Raw genomic sequence first — 13,420 nt, 5'->3', positions numbered from 1 at the left:
GGCCGTTTGGCGGCCTTCATGAAGATTTTTCCGTTGCCCTCTGGCTTATCCCGCGTGGAAGCCGTTACTGTGCGCGCAAACAATAATTCTCATCGGGGGCGCGTATGAAAGTCATATGGGGACTGGGGCGGTTACTGACCTTGCTGTTCTGGGCGGTAGTGCTGGTCAATCTGCTTACACCGTTTGTCTTTCCGCTGCACCCGTTGGTCAACCTGGCCGGTGGCCTGTTGGGAGTCATCCATCTTCTGGAAGCGTTGCTGTGCTATCGCAGCCTTCGAGGTCGCGCACATCCCTGGCTTGACCGCCTGAAGATCGTCATTTTTGGCGTATTCCATCTGCAAACCATTCCAGCCCCCACCGCTTCGAAGGCTTCCCATGCGTAAACTCTGTCTGCTCGCCGCACTCATCAGCCCATTGGCCAGCGCTCAGGTGGTGAGTGTCGAAACCAACTCGCTGATGCGCTTGCCCAACACCGCCAGCGCCCTGCAACTGGAACGCCTGGAAGTGGCCGATTACGGCACCTTGCTGATTCCTTCAAACGTCACGGAAGTCACCGTGGGTGAATTGCATCTGGGGCGTGAAGCGCGCATTGCCATCGTGCCGGGAGAACAGGCGCTGGCCCTGAAGGTCCGTCGCGCTGATTTGTCCGAAGGCAGCCAGATCACCTCCCGTGGCGCCCCCGGGACTTACCAGAAGGCCGCTCGATCCGGGCGCAACCTTGATTTGCAGATCAAGGCACTGAACGCAGCGCAATTGATCGTTGATGCTCGCGGTGGTGCGGGCGCACCGGGGTTCGTTGGACTTGATGGGGGCAACGGCCAGGAACCGGGCTGCACCTGGGGTCAGGCGGGGCGCGGTGCCGATGGCAGTGATGGTAGCAATGGCCAGCCGGGAGCACCGGGGGCGCTGGTCAAGCTGGCAGTACCGCACGACTTCCCGGCAGACCGGATCAAGGTTCAGGTAGCCGGCGGTGCCGGTGGCCTGGCCGGCCCTGGCGGCAAACCGGGTGCGGGTGGCAAGGCCAAGGGCTGCCTGATCTACAAGGCCGATGGCGGCAAGAGCGGTAAACCCGGGGTTGATGGTCAGCCTGGGCCGGAAGGCGCGGCGGGTTTGGTGACCGTGCAGCGGTTGTAAGCAACACCGAGAGCCCTGTGGCGAGGGGGCTTGCTCCCGCTGGGTTGCGAAGCGACCCTGAAATCGGCGACGGCGTTCTTTCAGAATGTGTGCGGCAGTCTTTTTTGCGACTGCTTCGCAACCGAGCGGGAGCAAGCTCCCTCGCCACACCAAGCTCCCAAGCCAGAGTTACTTCAAAACATCGGCCGAGCCGCAGCAATCGCCACCAAAGCCAACCCCACCAACAGATTGATCCCCACCAACCGACGAATCCGCCCCAGTATCGCTGCACCGGCTGGCCAATCCTGTTCTGCCACGGCGGTGCGCAGTTCCGGCAGCATCAGCGCCTGAATGCGGATAAACAGCGCGGTCATCACCACATACAGGCCCATCATCACCTGCACATAACGCGGCGCGGCTTCAAAACCATTGAAATGCATATGCAGCATGCCCACGCCGCTGACTGGCAACAGCACCACCGCCACCCAGACCCAGCGGAAAAAACCTTGAAACACCTCTACCCACAGCTTCAGCCGGGCAGGGCCTTCAAGTGCCTTGATCGCGGCGGGGCGCAGGACCATCCAGGCGAAAAACATGCCGCCGACCCAGACCAGGGCCGCCAGTACATGCAGGCTATAAATGAGGCTAAAAGGTGTCATTGGGTTACTCCGTTCTGCGCGGGATTCATTAGCGGGGTATGATAGCGGCCGATTCAGGGGGCGTTCTCAGTTAGTTTCCGCGCCGCGCCGGGTCTGCTGTTGTGCAGGGCAAGGCGCGAGAAGCGTAGTTTGGTCATTCCAAATAAGCTTCGAGCAACGCAGCCCTGCACAACAGCAGGCCCGGCCCTTCGGGTTGTGCCTTAAAGCGAGCCAGACTGCGTTGCAGGCCTTGGAAAGGGAACAACCATTCCCAGCGGCCTGCGCCTTGCCTGGCTCGCTTTAAGGCGACAACGCGGCGTGGAAACTAACTGAGAACGCCCTCTCAAACTACTGAAAATTTATCCAGCGTTTTTTGCGCCCGACAATCCATGATCAGCACTGAACTCAAAACCACGATCCAGGGCGCCTACTCGCGTTTTCTCGAAGCCAAGAGCCTCAAGCCGCGCTACGGCCAACGCCTGATGATCGCCGAAGTCGCCAAGGTCCTGGGTGATATCGACACCGACGACGAAGGCCGGCGCAGTGGCGACCCCGCGATTGTCGCGGTGGAGGCCGGCACCGGTACCGGCAAGACCGTGGCCTACAGTCTGGCAGCGATTCCCACGGCGAAGGCCGCGGGCAAACGCCTGGTGATCGCCACGGCCACCGTGGCCCTGCAGGAGCAGATCGTCTACAAGGACTTGCCTGACCTGATGCGCAACAGCGGGCTGAATTTCAGCTTTGCACTGGCCAAGGGACGCGGGCGCTACATGTGCCTTTCCAAGCTCGACATGTTGCTCCAGGAAGGTCACGCGCAAACCGCCACGGCGCAGTTGTTCGAAGAAGAAGGTTTCAAGATCGAGGTCGATGAGGCCAGTCAGAAGCTGTTCACCAGCATGATCGAGAAGCTCGCCGGCAATAAGTGGGACGGCGACCGCGACAGTTGGTCTACCGCCCTGGAAGACGCCGACTGGGCGCGCCTGACCACCGACCACAGCCAGTGCACCAACCGTCATTGCCCGAACTTCGGCCAGTGCGCCTTCTACAAGGCCCGCGAAGGCATGGGCAAGGTCGACGTGATCGTCACCAACCACGACATGGTGCTGGCCGACCTGGCCCTGGGCGGCGGCGCCGTGCTGCCGGACCCGCGCGACACCATCTACGTGTTCGACGAAGGCCATCACCTGCCGGACAAGGCCATCGGCCACTTCGCCCATTACACGCGCCTGCGCTCCACTGCCGACTGGCTGGAAACCACCGCCAAGAACCTCACCAAGCTTCTGGCCCAGCACCCGCTGCCGGGGGACCTGGGCAAGTTGATCGAACAGGTGCCGGAGCTGGCGCGGGAGATCAAGACCCAGCAGCAGTTCATGTTCACCGCCTGCGAGCAGATTGCCGATTTCAAACCCGGCGAAGACGTCGAAGGCCGCGAGCGCCCGCGTCACCGTTTCGTCGGCGGGGTGATTCCCGAGCACATGCGTGAAATGGGCATCGAACTGAAGAAAGGCTTCGCCCGCCTGACCGATCTGTTCACCCGCCTGACCGAGTTGCTCAAGGAAGGCATGGACGGCGAGGTCAACATCGGCATCGCCAGCAACCAGGCCGAAGAGTGGTATCCGCTGTTCGGCAGTCTGTTGTCGCGTTCTTCCGGCAACTGGGAGCTGTGGACCGCCTTCACCGTCGAAGACCCGGAAGACAACCCGCCGATGGCGCGCTGGCTGACCCTGGCCGAAAGCGGTTCGCTGTTCGATATCGAGGTCAATGCAAGCCCCATCCTCGCGGCGGAAATGCTTCGCCGCAACCTGTGGAACGTGGCGTATGGCTGCCTGGTGACGTCAGCGACCTTGACGGCCCTCGGCACTTTCGACCGCTTCCGCATGCGCGCCGGTCTGCCGAAAAAGGCCGTGACGGCAGTAGTGCCAAGCCCGTTCCATCATGCGGACGCCGGTGTGCTGCGGGTGCCGAACCTGAACGCCGATCCCCGTGATGCAGCGGCGCATACCGCCGCGATCATTCGTGATCTGCCGGAGTTGGTCGAAGGCTCGCGGGGCACGCTGGTGCTGTTTTCCTCGCGTAAACAGATGCAGGACGTGTTCGACGGCCTGGACCGCGACTGGCGCAAGCAAGTGTTCATCCAGGGCAACCTGTCGAAACAGGAAACCCTGAACAAGCACAAGGCGCGGGTCGATGGCGGGGATTCCAGCGTGTTGTTCGGCCTGGCGAGCTTCGCCGAAGGGGTCGACTTGCCCGGTGCCTATTGCGAGCACGTAGTGATCGCGAAGATTCCGTTTTCGGTACCCGATGATCCGGTCGAGGCCGCACTGGCCGAGTGGATCGAAGCCCGTGGCGGCAATCCGTTCATGGAAATCTCCGTACCGGACGCCTCGCTGAAGCTGGTCCAGGCCTGCGGCCGCTTGCTGCGCACCGAAGAAGACCGCGGCACCATCACCTTGCTCGACCGTCGCCTGGTGACCCAGCGCTATGGCAAAGCCATCCTCAATGCGTTGCCGCCGTTCCGTCGAGAAATTTCCTGAAGCACCGGTGGGCAGTTTTGCCCGCCGCGTTGTCTATCTCTCTGCCATCGCTTTTCCACTGGCCCATTGAAGGTCGTTAGGGAGAATTTTGTTCTCATGATTTGCCGTTCGTTGCCTGCTGTTTTTGCCCTGATGTTCGCAACACCGCTATTGGCCGCCCCCGCCAGCCAGCAGACGCTGTTCAACTTTGTGCGCCCCGCTGACGTGGTCCAGGTGGTGACTCAGGACGCCAGCCTGCCGCAATCCAACGCCGAGCAAACCCCCGAGGGCGAAGTGCTGCGCCGGGTGACGTTCAACCCGGTCGCCCGGCCGACTTTGCGCCTGACCCCGCAAACAGGCGCCTGGGACTGGTCGCAGTCGGGCGTCATGAGCCTGCGGATCCAGAGCGCGATGAACTGGGCCTTGACCCTGTATGTGACTATCCAGAGCAACGATGGCAAGACACTGGTCAGCCGCGTTGATTTGCCGGCGGGGCCTGCGCAAACCCTGTTGGTGCCTTTGCAAGCGACATCACCGCTGAGCCAGGGCATGAAGGCTGGTCCACCGATGCCGATGACCGTCGAGGGCCAGCGTGTGTTGTTGGCCAGTAGCGCCGGCGAACTGGATCGCAGCCAGGTGGTGTCGGTGAGCTTGTCGATGGACCAGCCCAAAGCCGCGCAAAGCATCTTGCTGGAACGCTTTGGTGTGCAGGACGGCGAGTCGGTCACCCAGGCCGTGTATGGCGGGTTGGTGGATGCTTACGGCCAGTCGAGCCGGGCCAAATGGCCGGAAAAAATCAGCAGCGACGAACAACTGAAAAGTGCCGCGAGCAAGGAGCAGCAGCAACTGAAAACCTGGCTGGTCGAGCGCGAAAAGTCCTCCCTGGACAAGTTCGGTGGTTTGACCAAAGGCCCGTCATTCAAGGCCAGTGGCTTTTTCCGCACCGAGAAACGTGACGGACGCTGGTATCTGGTGACGCCGCAAGGCCATCCGTTTTATTCGCTCGGGGTTAACACCGTCGCTGCAGACGTCAACCCGACCTACGTTGCCGGTCGCGAGTGGATGTTCGAATCCCTGCCCAAAGCAGATGACGCACTCGCCAGCCACTACGGTGAAGGTGACAACCGTGGCGGCAACGGTGCCGATCAAGGGCGTGGCTACAATGCCGGGCGCTGGTACGACTTCTACGGTGCCAACCTGCAGCGTTTGTATGGCGATCCGTGCGTGAAGGGTGGCGATACCAAGGCGGATGCGATTGAAGCGACGGTAGCGCAAGCCGCTGAGCAAAAACCTGCCGAACCGTGCAAGGCGCTGTTCGACGAACAGCGCTGGACCAGTCACACCCTTGATCGCTTGCAGGCCTGGGGTTTCAACACTATCGGCAACTGGAGCGCACCCGTACTGGGCGACGCTGATCGCTTGCCCTACACCTTGCCGCTGTCGATCGTCGGTGACTACGCCAGCATCAGCACCGGCACCGACTGGTGGGGCGGCATGCCCGACCCGTTCGACCCGCGTTTCGCCATGGCCACCGAGCGTGCAGTGGCGATTGCTGCCCGCGACCATCGTGACGATCCGTGGCTGATCGGTTACTACGCAGACAACGAACTGGCCTGGGCCGGTCCCGGCGACGACCCGAAAGCCCGTTATGCGCTGGCCTACGGCACCTTGAAAATGACCACTGACGTGCCGGCCAAGCGCGCATTTCTCAAGCAACTGCGTGACAAGTACCGCAATCAGGCCGGTCTGTCGAAGGCCTGGGGCATTGATCTGCCAGCCTGGGAGCTGATGGAAGATCCAGGGTTCGAGCCACCGCTCCCGAGCGCCGAGCACCCGGAAATCGAAGCCGACTTCAAATACTTCCAGAAGGTCTTTGCCGACACTTACTTCAAGACCATCTCCGACTCACTCAAGTGGCACGCGCCGAACCAGTTGCTGCTCGGTGGCCGTTTCGCGATCAGCACGCCGGAAGCGGTGGAGTCCTGCGCCCAGTATTGCGATGTGTTGAGCTTCAACATGTACACCCTGCAACCCCAGGATGGTTACGACTTCACCAAGCTGCGCAGTCTCGACAAACCGGTGCTGATCACCGAGTTCAATTTCGGTTCGTCTGATCGTGGCCCGTTCTGGGGGGGCGTCACGCCATTGGCCAAGGAGGAAGACCGCGGTCCGGCGTACGCCAACTTCCTCAAGCAGGCATTGAGCGAGCCGTCGATTGTCGGCGTGCATTGGTTCCAGTATCTCGATCAACCGGTCACCGGGCGCCTGCTTGACGGTGAAAACGGCCACTTCGGGTTGGTGGGCATCACTGATCTGCCGTTCCAGGGATTTGTCGACAGCGTGCGCAAGAGCAACCTGGCGACAGTCGAGCAATTGGGCAAAGAGGCCGAGAAGGCTGCGGCCGCCGCCGACAAAGCCAGCCACGACGCCGAGGGCGGCCGCAAGGCCGAAGCCGGCAAGGGGCCGGGGAAGGGCGCTGGCGGGCATTCTGGCAAAGGCCATTAATCCCTCGCCACAAAAGCTTGGTGGCAAGACAACCATCCGGCCCAACCCTGTTCCCAAAACCCTCAAGGGCTGGAACAATGCCGACCACTTTGTAGAGCGTTAATCCGGGGAGTTGCGGGTGCAGATTCAGGGTCATTACGAGCTTAAGTTCGAAGCGGTGCGAGAGGCGTTCGCGGCGCTGTTCGACGATCCCCAGGAGCGTGGCGCAGCGTTATGCATCCAGGTCGGCGGCGAAACCGTCGTCGATCTGTGGGCCGGCACTGCGGACAAGGACGGGGCCGAGGCCTGGCACAGCGACACCATCGCCAACCTGTTCTCCTGCACCAAGACCTTTGCCGCCGTCACCGCGCTGCAACTGGTGGCCGAAGGCAAGCTGCAACTGGATGCCCCGGTTGCGCGCTACTGGCCCGAATTTGCCGCTGCCGGCAAAGAGTCCGTCACCCTGCGTCAACTGCTCTGCCATCAGGCCGGGCTTCCGGCATTGCGCGAGTTGCTGGCCCCCGAAGCCCTTTACGACTGGCAAACCATGGTCGACGCCCTGGCCGCCGAAGCGCCATGGTGGACGCCGGGCGAAGGCCACGGTTATGCGGCGATCACCTATGGCTGGCTGATCGGCGAATTGCTGCGCCGTGCCGACGGTCGCGGGCCGGGTGAATCCATCGTTGCGCGGGTCGCCAAGCCGCTGGGCCTGGACTTCCATGTCGGCCTGGCCGACGAAGAGTTCTATCGCGTGGCCCACATTGCGCGGGGCAAGGGCAATGTCGGCGATGCCGCCGCTCAGCGCCTGCTGCAAGTGACCATGCGTGAGCCAACGGCCATGACGACCCGGGCGTTCACTAACCCACCGTCGATCATGACCAGCACCAACAAACCCGAGTGGCGACGCATGCAACAGCCAGCCGCCAATGGTCATGGCAACGCCCGCAGCCTGGCCGGCTTCTACGCCGGCCTGCTGGACGGCAGCCTGCTGGAAAGCGAAATGCTCGATGAATTGACCCGCGAGCACAGCCTCGGCGAGGACAAGACTTTACTGACCCGGACCCGTTTCGGCCTGGGCTGCATGCTCGATCAACCGGACGTTGCCAATGCTACCTTCGGCCTTGGTCCGCGGGCGTTTGGTCATCCGGGTGCCGGCGGTTCCATCGGTTTTGCCGACCCGGAGCACGATGTGGCTTTTGGATTTGTGACAAATACCCTGGGGCCGTACGTCTTGATGGACCCGCGCGCGCAAAAGCTGGTGCGGGTTCTGGCCACTTGTCTGTAAAAACGACTATCGGGTGCCAGGGCTGGAACCCGATAGCCATTCCAGTTTCAAACTGTCTGCTTCTACCGGCCAATGTGGCCTGATTTTTTGACTTCATTTTTGTGGATATCCAATGTCATCCAATAAAACCCTCGCTTTGGCCCTGTGCTTCGCTATTACCGGTTGCGCACAGACTCCACAGAAAGACGTGACGGCACCTGTCGCCAAGACTGAAAGCGCCAGCCACTGGTACTGGCCGTTCGGTTCCGACGACAGCGCCGGCAAGCCCGTGGCCAAGCCGGAGGTGAAACCCGTAGTCAAACCCGTTGCGGTGGCCAAGGCCGAAACCGATAGCGGCAACAAGTGGTGGTGGCCGTTCGGCGGTCGTGAGCAGAGCACCGCCAAGGCTGTGCCGATGCCAGACCCGAAAGTCACCCAAGCCTGGCTTGACGACTACGAACCGCGTCTGCGCGAGGCGGTCAAGGGCAGCAACATGCAGCTCGAGCGTCGCGAAAACGTGCTGGTGGTGACGGCGCCGGTCGAAGGCTCGTTCAACCCGGATCGTCCGGCCATGCTGCTGCCGGTCACGCTCGGTCCGTTCACCCGCGTTGCCAAGATCCTTGAAGCCGATCCAAAGACCGCTGTGTTGATCCTTGGCCACAGCGATACGTCCGGCGCTGCGCCTGCCAACGTCAAGCTGAGCCAGGAGCGTGCCCAGGCCGTTGCGGCGATTTTCCGTCTCAGTGGTTTGCAGCGTGATCGCTTGATGCTGCGTGGCCTGGGCGGTGATGCGCCGCGTGCCGCCAATGACAGCGTGCAAGGCCGTGCGTTGAACCGCCGCGTGGAACTGCTGGTGACCCCGCAAAACACCATGGTCGCGCTGCTGAGCAAGTACAATATGCCGGCTCCGGCACCTGTGACCATGGTTGCTGCCGCGGACGCCAAGCCGGTCGCCAAGCCTGTGACACCGGCCCCTGCGACTAAAAAGGCTGCGGTTCCAGCGACGAAAAAAGCCCCCGCGAAAAAAGCGCCGGCCAAGAAAGCACCTGCGAAAACTGCAACGCCAGCGAAGAAAACCACGCCAGCCAAAGCCTCCACGGCTGACAAGAAAGTCGCCGCCACTGATACTGCAAAGCAGTGATTCGTTAACCAAAAGGAATGCGCCATGACCCAGGGCCTGGCTGATATGCGTCGTGACTACACCCGTGATGGCCTGACCGAGGCACAAGCGCCGGCCGAGCCGTTTGCGCTGTTCCACCAGTGGTTCGCCGACGCGGTGAAAACCGAACAGGCGCCGGTGGAAGCCAACGCCATGACCCTGGCCACCGTCGACCAGGACGGTCGACCGCACTGTCGCATTCTGTTGCTCAAGGGCCTGGACGAGCAGGGTTTCACCTTTTTTACCAACTACGAAAGCGCCAAGGGCCAGCAACTGACTGCGAATCCGTTCGCGGCCATGACGTTTTTCTGGCCGGCGCTGGAGCGCCAGGTGCGCATCGAAGGGCGGGTGGTGAAGGTGACGCCTGAAGAGTCCGACGCTTATTATCAGGTCCGTCCGCTGGGCAGTCGCCTGGGGGCCTGGGCATCGCCGCAGAGCCGGGTGATCGCCGATCGTGGCGAACTCGAAGCGCTGCTCAAGGACACCGAGCAACGTTTCAGCGACACCCAGCCGCATTGCCCGGAACACTGGGGCGGTTATCGCCTGCTGCCGGAGCGCATCGAATTCTGGCAGGGTCGCCCAAGCCGCCTGCACGACCGCCTCAATTACCGCCAGCAGGGCGCCGACTGGATGCTTGAACGTCTGGCACCCTGAGCAGTCTACCGATCGGGATAGCCTGCCGCAGCGGCCTCCAGCCACTTCGGCAGGTCTCGACGCTTGATCTTCTGCGCCTGAGCACTCGCCAATCGTTCGAGCATGAAGGCTTTTTTCTGCTCGTCCTTGCCCGCCAGCGCTAGCGCCAGGTCGCGGTCCATCCAGCGTTTGATCCGCACGTACAGCCACCAATGGAAGTACAAACCGGCAACAGTCGTGACGACGATGATAAAGTAGTCCATTGAAATCCTTGGCCAGTGGGGCAGCTTTGCGAATTTGCCGCTACTGTGTGAGTTCGTGGAGGCGCCTTAACGGAGCCTGAATCAAACCAATTTTACCCGGGCGATGCCGTGACAGGCGTCAAGCTGCGGAGTTTAATGAACAACTGTTTCTTTGGAGTTGATGCTATGCGTAAGTCTGTTCTGCTGGTTGCTTCCTTTTCCACGATGGCGATGTTGCTCACTGGTTGCCAATCGAGCCTGACCGGTGACTCCTATTCCCGTGACGAGGCGCGTCGTGTGCAGACCGTTCGCATGGGCACCATCGAAGCATTGCGTCCGGTGAAAATCGAAGGCACCAAAACCCCGATCGGCGGCGCTGCAGGCGCAGTGGTCGGCGGCGTTGGCGGCAGCTCCATTGGTGGCGGCAAAGGCAGCGTCGTTGCTGCCGTCATCGGTGCTGTGGCCGGCGGTCTGCTCGGTTCGGCCGCTGAAGAAGGCCTGACCCGCACCCAGGGCGTGGAAATCACCGTGCGCGAAGACGATGGCAGCATGCGCGCCTACGTTCAGGAAGTTCAGCCGAACGAAGTGTTCCGTGTTGGCGAGCGTGTGCGCATCGCAAGTGTGAATGGCACCAGCCGCGTTTCGCACTAAGCGCAAACACCGGATAAACAAAAAACCCGATCAGGCGACTGATCGGGTTTTTTGTTGTTCAGCTCAGGCGAGTCTTGATTGGCGCCAGGCGTTATCGCGGTTTATCAGGAGGCCAGTGTGGTGTTCTTGCGGCTCGCCATCGCCGTCACTACATAACCGATCAGCGCCGCCAGAATCGAACCGGTCAAGATCCCCATGCGGTCCATCCCGGCGAAATCACTCACGCCCGGCTCGAAGGCCAGCGAGCCGACAAACAGACTCATCGTGAAACCAATGCCGCAGAGAATTGCCACGCCCAGTATCTGGCCCCAATTGGCGCCTTGGGGCAGGGTGGCGATACCGGTTTTCACGGCCAGCCAGGTCAGGCCGAAGACGCCGACGGTCTTGCCCAGCAGCAGCCCGATGGCGATGCCCATGGGAACGTGGTGAGTGAAGCTTTCGACGGTGACACCGCTCAGGGACAGGCCGGCATTGGCAAAAGCGAACAGCGGCAGGATGCCATAGGCCACCCACGGATGCAGGGCGTGTTCCAGGGCCAGCAATGGCGAAGGCTCGGCATTTTTCGTGCGCAGCGGAATGCAGAAAGCCAGGGTCACGCCGGCCAGGGTGGCGTGGACACCGCTCTTGAGCACGCAGACCCAGAGGATCAAGCCAATGATCATGTACGGTCCGAGCTTGACCACGCCGAGCCGGTTCATCCCGATCAGCGCCGCAATGCAGGTCGCGGCCAGCGCCAGGGACAGGGTCGACAGCGCGCCGGAATAGAAGATCGCAATGATGATGATCGCGCCGAGGTCGTCGATGATAGCCAGGGTCATCAGGAACAGTTTCAGCGATACCGGAACCCGCTTGCCCAGCAGCGCCAGCACGCCAAGGGCGAAGGCGATGTCGGTGGCGGTCGGAATTGCCCAGCCGTTCAGGGCGGCTGGCGTGTCGCGATTGAGGTACCAGTAGATCAGCGCCGGCACCACCATGCCACCAATGGCGGCGGCACCGGGCAGGACGATTTGCGACGGATTGGACAACTGGCCGTCGAGGACTTCGCGCTTCACTTCCAGACCGATCAGCAGGAAAAACAGTGCCATCAGGCCGTCGTTGATCCATAGCAACGCCGGTTTGGCGATTTTCAGCGCGCCGATCTGGGCCACCACGGGGGTGTCCAGCAGGCCGTTGTACAGCCACGATAGCGGCGAGTTGTTGATAATCAGAGCCAGAACGGCAGCGGCGATCAGTAACAGACCGCTGGCAGCTTCCAACTGAAAGAAACGCGTGAAAGTGCTACGCAGAGGCAAGGTCGCTCTCCATCTGTGAGTTCAAAAGGTGTTACACCCTAACAAGTACTGTTAGTTGTTAAAACAAAAGTTATATTCTTTTTTGTTATATGTCGTTACAGACTGATCCCTCAGCACCGACCAGAGCCTAGCAGTTGCCGGGCGTATTGGATTTCATCTGTACCTGTGCTGGACGCAGGTTTTTTCCTAAGCTTGTCGGATGAGCCTTGTTAAAAGGCCGACTCCTGCCCGATACAACGAGAAAACCATCATGAGCGACAACCGACAGTGGTCCCGCGAAGCGATCCGGATCATCGAAGCCGATTTCCAGCGCAGCGCCGACACCCACTTGATCCCCTTGCCGCTGCCGGGTTTTCCGGGCATCGAGTTGTACTTCAAGGATGAATCCAGCCACCCCACGGGTAGCCTCAAGCACCGCCTGGCCCGTTCGCTGTTCCTGTATGCGCTGTGTAATGGCTGGCTCAAACCCGGTGCGCCGGTCATTGAAGCTTCCAGCGGTTCCACGGCGATTTCCGAAGCGTACTTCGCGCGCATGCTGGGCTTGCCGTTCATTGCGGTGATGCCGGCGACCACGTCCAAGGAGAAGATTGCGCAGATCGCCTTCTACGGTGGCCAAAGCCACCTGGTGGACGATCCGACCCAGATCTACGCCGAGTCAGAGCGCCTGGCTCGTGAACACGACGGACACTTCATCGACCAGTTCACCTACGCCGAGCGCGCCACCGACTGGCGGGCGAACAACAACATTGCCGAGTCGATCTTTCAGCAGATGCGTTTCGAGCAGCATCCCGAACCGAGCTGGCTGATTTCCAGTCCCGGTACCGGCGGCACCACGGCCACCCTGGGCCGATACGTGCGTTATCGCCAGCATGGCACCCGCGTGCTGTGTGCCGATGCCGAGCGTTCGGTGTTCTTCGATTACTACCAGACCGGCGATGCCAGCCTGCGACTGGACCACGGCTCGCGTATCGAAGGCATCGGCCGGCCGCGCGTGGAAGCGTCGTTTCTGCCCAAGGTGATCGACGCGATGGTCAAGGTGCCGGATGCCTTGTCACTGGCGGCCATGCACTACCTGGCGGAGCGTCTGGGAAGGCATGTGGGCGGGTCGAGCGGAACCAACCTGGTCGGCGCACTGATGGCTGCCCAGCACATGAAGGCGGCGGGGGAGACGGGGTCGATGGTGGCGATTCTGTGTGACAGCGGCGAGCGCTATGCTACGACCTATTACGATCAGGACTGGCTCAAGGCTCAGGGGTATGAGTTGAGCGGGTTGATGGCTGCGGTGGCGGCGACGGTGGAGCGGGGTGAGCCGTTGCCGGCGAGCGTGCTGCGCGCCAATATCTAAGGCGCTGAATACCAATGTGGGAGCGAGCTTGCTCGCGATGGCGGCGTCACATTCAACACTTATGTTGATTGATCTACCGCTATCGC

Annotated in this window: 12 protein-coding genes; 9 read left to right on the top strand and 3 right to left on the bottom strand. The window is 61.4% G+C overall.

Features of this window, described 5'->3' with window-relative positions; translation table 11 throughout:
• Positions 1-104 precede the first annotated feature (104 nt).
• Both KGB07_RS13460 and KGB07_RS13455 read left to right on the top strand, forming a co-directional pair.
• Positions 105-383: a DUF1145 domain-containing protein gene (locus KGB07_RS13460; RefSeq protein ID WP_080925321.1), complete on the top strand. Its 279-nt coding sequence runs from the start codon at positions 105-107 to the stop codon at positions 381-383.
• Complete coding sequence (locus KGB07_RS13455) at positions 376-1,134, top strand: hypothetical protein (protein ID WP_046041247.1); 759 nt, start codon at positions 376-378, stop codon at positions 1,132-1,134. Before KGB07_RS13460 ends, KGB07_RS13455 begins: the two co-directional genes overlap by 8 nt.
• A 173-nt stretch (positions 1,135-1,307) precedes the next feature.
• Here the strand turns inward: KGB07_RS13455 and KGB07_RS13450 are convergent, their stop codons facing one another.
• Positions 1,308-1,772 carry a CopD family protein gene (locus KGB07_RS13450; protein ID WP_223465593.1) on the bottom strand — a complete coding sequence of 155 codons (465 nt, stop codon included), beginning with the start codon at positions 1,770-1,772 and terminating at the stop codon, positions 1,308-1,310.
• A 368-nt stretch (positions 1,773-2,140) separates the two neighbouring features.
• Between KGB07_RS13450 and dinG the strand changes: the two genes are divergently transcribed.
• The 5 genes from dinG (at position 2,141) to pdxH (ending at position 9,825) form a co-directional block, all read left to right on the top strand.
• On the top strand, positions 2,141-4,285 hold the full coding sequence (gene dinG, locus KGB07_RS13445; protein WP_007992389.1) for an ATP-dependent DNA helicase DinG: 2,145 nt from the start codon (positions 2,141-2,143) through the stop codon (positions 4,283-4,285).
• A 96-nt stretch (positions 4,286-4,381) separates the two neighbouring features.
• The gene (locus KGB07_RS13440) at positions 4,382-6,769 is read left to right on the top strand and encodes a beta-galactosidase (protein WP_223465591.1); all 2,388 of its coding nucleotides are present in this window, start codon (positions 4,382-4,384) and stop codon (positions 6,767-6,769) included.
• 118 nt (positions 6,770-6,887) lie between these two features.
• The gene (locus tag KGB07_RS13435) at positions 6,888-8,033 is read left to right on the top strand and encodes an EstA family serine hydrolase (RefSeq protein ID WP_046041254.1); all 1,146 of its coding nucleotides are present in this window, start codon (positions 6,888-6,890) and stop codon (positions 8,031-8,033) included.
• Positions 8,034-8,145: 112 nt separating this feature from the next.
• Positions 8,146-9,153, top strand: coding sequence for an OmpA family protein (locus tag KGB07_RS13430; RefSeq protein WP_046041255.1), 1,008 nt, complete (start codon positions 8,146-8,148; stop codon positions 9,151-9,153).
• A gap of 24 nt (positions 9,154-9,177) precedes the next feature.
• Positions 9,178-9,825: a pyridoxamine 5'-phosphate oxidase gene (gene pdxH, locus KGB07_RS13425; RefSeq protein ID WP_046041256.1), complete on the top strand. Its 648-nt coding sequence runs from the start codon at positions 9,178-9,180 to the stop codon at positions 9,823-9,825.
• Between the two features lie 5 nt (positions 9,826-9,830).
• Here pdxH and KGB07_RS13420 read toward each other — a convergent pair whose 3' ends face one another.
• Positions 9,831-10,067 carry a hypothetical protein gene (locus KGB07_RS13420; protein WP_046041257.1) on the bottom strand — a complete coding sequence of 79 codons (237 nt, stop codon included), beginning with the start codon at positions 10,065-10,067 and terminating at the stop codon, positions 9,831-9,833.
• Positions 10,068-10,232: 165 nt separating this feature from the next.
• Between KGB07_RS13420 and KGB07_RS13415 the strand changes: the two genes are divergently transcribed.
• Entirely contained in the window at positions 10,233-10,697 is a 465-nt protein-coding gene (locus tag KGB07_RS13415) for a glycine zipper 2TM domain-containing protein (RefSeq protein WP_007992400.1), read from the top strand.
• 104 nt (positions 10,698-10,801) lie between these two features.
• Here the strand turns inward: KGB07_RS13415 and nhaA are convergent, their stop codons facing one another.
• The gene (nhaA, locus tag KGB07_RS13410) at positions 10,802-11,989 is read right to left on the bottom strand and encodes a Na+/H+ antiporter NhaA (protein WP_046041260.1); all 1,188 of its coding nucleotides are present in this window, start codon (positions 11,987-11,989) and stop codon (positions 10,802-10,804) included.
• A 247-nt stretch (positions 11,990-12,236) separates the two neighbouring features.
• Between nhaA and KGB07_RS13405 the strand changes: the two genes are divergently transcribed.
• The gene (locus KGB07_RS13405; RefSeq protein ID WP_223465603.1) at positions 12,237-13,334 is read left to right on the top strand and encodes a PLP-dependent cysteine synthase family protein; all 1,098 of its coding nucleotides are present in this window, start codon (positions 12,237-12,239) and stop codon (positions 13,332-13,334) included.
• Positions 13,335-13,420: the final 86 nt, after the last annotated feature.

Origin of the sequence: Pseudomonas sp. GL-RE-26, assembly GCF_019956275.1 — a bacterium.
In the GTDB taxonomy this organism is placed as follows: domain Bacteria; phylum Pseudomonadota; class Gammaproteobacteria; order Pseudomonadales; family Pseudomonadaceae; genus Aquipseudomonas; species Aquipseudomonas grandcourensis.
This window is presented reverse-complemented; position numbering and strand designations above follow the sequence as displayed.

Bases quoted from the DNA above. Each gene is read 5' to 3' on its own strand.
- KGB07_RS13460 (WP_080925321.1), top strand. From the start codon at position 105: ATGAAAGTCATATGGGGACTGGGGCGGTTACTGACCTTGCTGTTCTGG.
- dinG (WP_007992389.1), top strand. From the start codon at position 2,141: ATGATCAGCACTGAACTCAAAACCACGATCCAGGGCGCCTACTCGCGT.
- KGB07_RS13415 (WP_007992400.1), top strand. From the start codon at position 10,233: ATGCGTAAGTCTGTTCTGCTGGTTGCTTCCTTTTCCACGATGGCGATG.
- KGB07_RS13440 (WP_223465591.1), top strand. From the start codon at position 4,382: ATGATTTGCCGTTCGTTGCCTGCTGTTTTTGCCCTGATGTTCGCAACA.
- KGB07_RS13430 (WP_046041255.1), top strand. From the start codon at position 8,146: ATGTCATCCAATAAAACCCTCGCTTTGGCCCTGTGCTTCGCTATTACC.
- pdxH (WP_046041256.1), top strand. From the start codon at position 9,178: ATGACCCAGGGCCTGGCTGATATGCGTCGTGACTACACCCGTGATGGC.
- KGB07_RS13450 (WP_223465593.1), bottom strand. From the start codon at position 1,772: ATGACACCTTTTAGCCTCATTTATAGCCTGCATGTACTGGCGGCCCTG.
- KGB07_RS13455 (WP_046041247.1), top strand. From the start codon at position 376: ATGCGTAAACTCTGTCTGCTCGCCGCACTCATCAGCCCATTGGCCAGC.
- KGB07_RS13420 (WP_046041257.1), bottom strand. From the start codon at position 10,067: ATGGACTACTTTATCATCGTCGTCACGACTGTTGCCGGTTTGTACTTC.